Annotated in this window: 3 protein-coding genes; 1 reads left to right on the top strand and 2 read right to left on the bottom strand. The window is 72.8% G+C overall.

The window, feature by feature from the left end; genetic code table 11:
* Window positions 1-403 precede the first annotated feature (403 nt).
* Window positions 404-871 carry a pyridoxamine 5'-phosphate oxidase family protein gene (locus GT045_RS16960; protein ID WP_161334686.1) on the top strand — a complete coding sequence of 156 codons (468 nt, stop codon included), beginning with the start codon at window positions 404-406 and terminating at the stop codon, window positions 869-871.
* Window positions 872-889: 18 nt separating this feature from the next.
* Here GT045_RS16960 and GT045_RS16955 read toward each other — a convergent pair whose 3' ends face one another.
* Both GT045_RS16955 and GT045_RS16950 read right to left on the bottom strand, forming a co-directional pair.
* Complete coding sequence (locus GT045_RS16955; protein ID WP_161334687.1) at window positions 890-3,271, bottom strand: phosphoketolase family protein; 2,382 nt, start codon at window positions 3,269-3,271, stop codon at window positions 890-892.
* Between the two features lie 47 nt (window positions 3,272-3,318).
* Window positions 3,319-3,600 (bottom strand): universal stress protein (locus tag GT045_RS16950; RefSeq protein WP_161334685.1); only part of this gene is annotated, 282 nt, incomplete at its 5' end.

Below are 3,600 nucleotides of genomic sequence, written 5' to 3'. Positions count from 1 at the left end.
GGCGGCCGGGGCCGCGGCCGTGCCACCGCCGTGCCACCGCCGCGTCGCCGTAGCCGCCGCCGGGGGCGGCACCGCCGACCGGGGGGGGCGACCGCGGGGGCGACCGGCGGGGACGTCCGGCCCCACGGTGATGGGCCGAACGGCACTGGGGAGGCGCACGGGCGGGGACGACAGTGGAGGCAGGAGCGGCACCGGTCCCCCGCGGTGTCGCTCCGTCCGCAGGACGCGGAGATCCGCGCCGGGTCCCTGACGTCCCCGGGGGTCACATGGGCCCCAGACACATGGGCCCCAGACACATGGACTCCGGACACATGGGCCCCGGACACATGGGCCCCGGACACATGGGCCCCGGACACATGCACCCCATCCGACGAGAGACGCGCACGCGCCGGGGAGGCCGGCCATGATCCGTCCGTACGAGCCGCCGCGCCGCCGTATCGACCTCGACCGGGCCGAGGCGCTCCGCCTCCTGGGCAGCGTCCCCCTCGGAAGGATCGTCTTCACCCGGCAGGCGCTGCCGGCCGTACGCCCCGTCAACCACGTCGTCGACGGTGGGGACATAGTGATCCGTACGCCGGAGGGGTCCGCGCTGACCTCGCACACCCAGCGGGCCGACGGCCGCGGGGTGGTGGTCGCCTACGAGGCCGACGCCATCGACCCCGACACCCGCCTGGGCTGGAGCGTGGTGGTCACCGGTTACGCCCGGCTCGTCACCGATCCCGCCGAACTGGTCCGCATCCGAGGGCTGGTGGAGCCCTGGGTGCCGCACCGGGGGACGGACCAGGCGGTCCGTATCCGTCCGGAACTGGTCACGGGCGTGCTGCTCACGGGGGCGGGCGAGGCGCGGGACGGCGCACGGAGCCGTGGCTGACCGTTCCGCCCTCCGGTCTCAGCTGTCCCAGCTCCACTCGGCGACCTCGGGCAGGTCGGTGCCGTGTTCGCGGATCCAGGCGTGGTGGCGGGTGCGGGCGTCGGCCATCTCCTGGCGTACGGCGGCCGCGCGGACGGCGAGACCGGGGACGCGGTCGATGACGTCCATGACGAGCCGGTACCGGTCCAGGTCGTTGCGGACGACCATGTCGAACGGGGTGGTCGTGGTGCCGGACTCCTTGTAGCCCCGCACGTGGAGGTCGGCGTGCCCGGTGCGGCGGTAGGCGAGGCGGTGGATCAGCCACGGGTATCCGTGGTAGGCGAAGATCACCGGCTTGTCGGAGGTGAACAGGCCGTCGTACTCGAAGTCGGTCATCCCGTGCGGGTGTTCCCCGTGCGGGAGGAGCCGTGTCATGTCGACCACGTTGACCACTCGCACGGCCACCTCGGGCAGGTGGCGGCGCAGCAGCTGCGCCGCCGCGAGCACCTCCTGCGTGGGCACGTCACCGGCGCACGCCAGGACGACGTCGGGTGCGGTGCCGTCCTCCGTGCCCGCCCACTCCCAGATTCCCGCGCCGCGTGCGCAGTGCGCCCTGGCCTGGTCCATGGTCAGCCAGTCGAAGCAGGGCTGCTTGCCCGCCACGACGACGTTGACGTAGTCGCGGCTGCGCAGGACGTGGTCGGTCACGGAGAGGAGCGTGTTGGCGTCCGGGGGCAGATAGACCCGTACGACCGCCGGGCTCTTGTTGAGGACGTGGTCGACGAATCCGGGGTCCTGGTGCGAGAAGCCGTTGTGGTCCTGGCGCCACACGTGTGAGGTCAGAAGGTAGTTGAGGGAGGGGACGGGAGCGCGCCAGGGCAGGTCACGGGCGGTCTTGAGCCACTTGATGTGCTGGTTGACCATCGAGTCGACGATGTGCACGAACGCCTCGTAACAGGAGAACAGTCCGTGCCGGCCGGTCAGGAGATAGCCCTCCAGCCAGCCCTGGCAGAGGTGTTCGGAGAGGACCTCCATCACCCTGCCGTGCGGGTCCAGGTGTTCGTCGACCGGGAGGATCTCGGCCTGCCATGCCTTTCCGCTGGCGTCGAAGACGTCCTGGAGCCGGTTGGAGGCGGTCTCGTCCGGGCCGACGAGGCGGAAGTCCCGGCGCTGCCGGGTGTCCTTCATGACCTGTGCGAGGAGGCCGCCCAGGACGCGGGTGGGCTCGTGCAGCGTGCCGCCGGGCTTGTCGACGGGGACGGCGAAGGCGTCGAGGGAGGGCAGTGGCAGCTCGCGGGCGAGGAGACCGCCGTTGGCGTGCGGGGTCGCGCCGAGCCGCTTCCCGCCCTCGGGGACACAGGCGAGGGCCTCGGCGACGGGGCGGCCCTCCTCGTCGAACAGTTCCTCCGGCCGGTACGAGCGGAGCCACTGCTCCAGCTGCCTGAGGTGACCGGGGTTCTGGCGCACGGTCGCGAGCGGTACCTGGTGGGCGCGCCAGGTGCCCTCGACGGGTACGCCGTCGACCTCGGCCGGGCCGGTCCACCCTTTCGGGGTGCGCAGGACGATCACCGGCCAGCGCGGGCGCTCGGTGCCGCCGTCCTCGCGGGCGGTGCGCTGCAGCCGGGCGATGCGGTCCAGGGCGCCGTCGAGGGCGGCGGCCAGGGCGCGGTGCACCTCGGCCGGGTCGTCACCGCTGACGTGCACCGGTTCGTGGCCGTATCCCCACAGCAGTGCGTCGAGTTCGGGCTCGGGGAGGCGGGACAGCACGGTCGGGTTGGCGATCTTGTAACCGTTGAGGTGCAGGATCGGGAGCACGGCACCGTCGTGCACCGGGTCGAGGAACTTGTTGGAGTGCCAGGAGGCGGCCAGCGGCCCGGTCTCCGCCTCGCCGTCGCCGATCACGCAGGCGACCAGCAGCCCGGGGTTGTCGAAGGCGGCTCCGTAGGCGTGTGCCAGGGAGTAGCCGAGTTCGCCGCCCTCGTGGACGGAACCGGGCGTCTCGGGTGCGACGTGGCTGGGGACGCCGCCGGGGAAGGAGAACTGCCGGAAGAGCCGGCTCATCCCCGCCGCGTCCCGCGACACGTCGGGGTAGGTCTCGCTGTAGCTGCCGTCCAGCCAGGAGCCGGCGACGACGGCCGGTCCGCCGTGTCCCGGTCCCCAGATGCACAGGGTGTCGAGCCCGCGCGCCTTGATCACACGGTTGAGGTGGGTGTACACGAGGTTCAGGCCGGGCGAGGTGCCCCAGTGCCCGAGCAGGCGCGGTTTGATGTGTTCGGGCCTGAGCGGCTCGGTCAGCAGGGGGTTGGCCATGAGGTAGATCTGGCCCACCGCCAGGTAGTTGGCCGCGCGCCAGTGGGCGTCCAGGGCGCGCAGCTCCTCGTCGGTGAGCGGGGTGGCGTCCGGTCGGGCGGCCTCGGGCATGGGTCCTCCGGATTCGTCGTCCATGGTCGGCAAGTGTGCCGGGAATGTCAGGAAAGTTCGGGTACGACGGCCACCGGGCACCCCGAGTGGTGCAGCACGCCGTGGAGGAAGCGGCCGATGTGGAAGCCGAGGCGGCCGTGCCGGTGCCCGGCGCCGACGACGAGGAGGTCGGCCTCGTACGAGACGGCGAGCAGGGCGTCGCGCGCGCGGCCCGCGTAGGCGCGGAGGTCGGCCTTCAGGTCCGCGGGTGCCCCGCGCAGCGCCTCTTCCAGCAGTTCGGCCGCCCGCTGCCGCTCGGTGTGCGCCGGGTCGCCGGCGAGCCCCGCGAG

The sequence above is a fragment of the Streptomyces sp. SID486 genome (assembly GCF_009865385.1).
Classification (GTDB): domain Bacteria; phylum Actinomycetota; class Actinomycetes; order Streptomycetales; family Streptomycetaceae; genus Streptomyces.
This window is presented reverse-complemented; position numbering and strand designations above follow the sequence as displayed.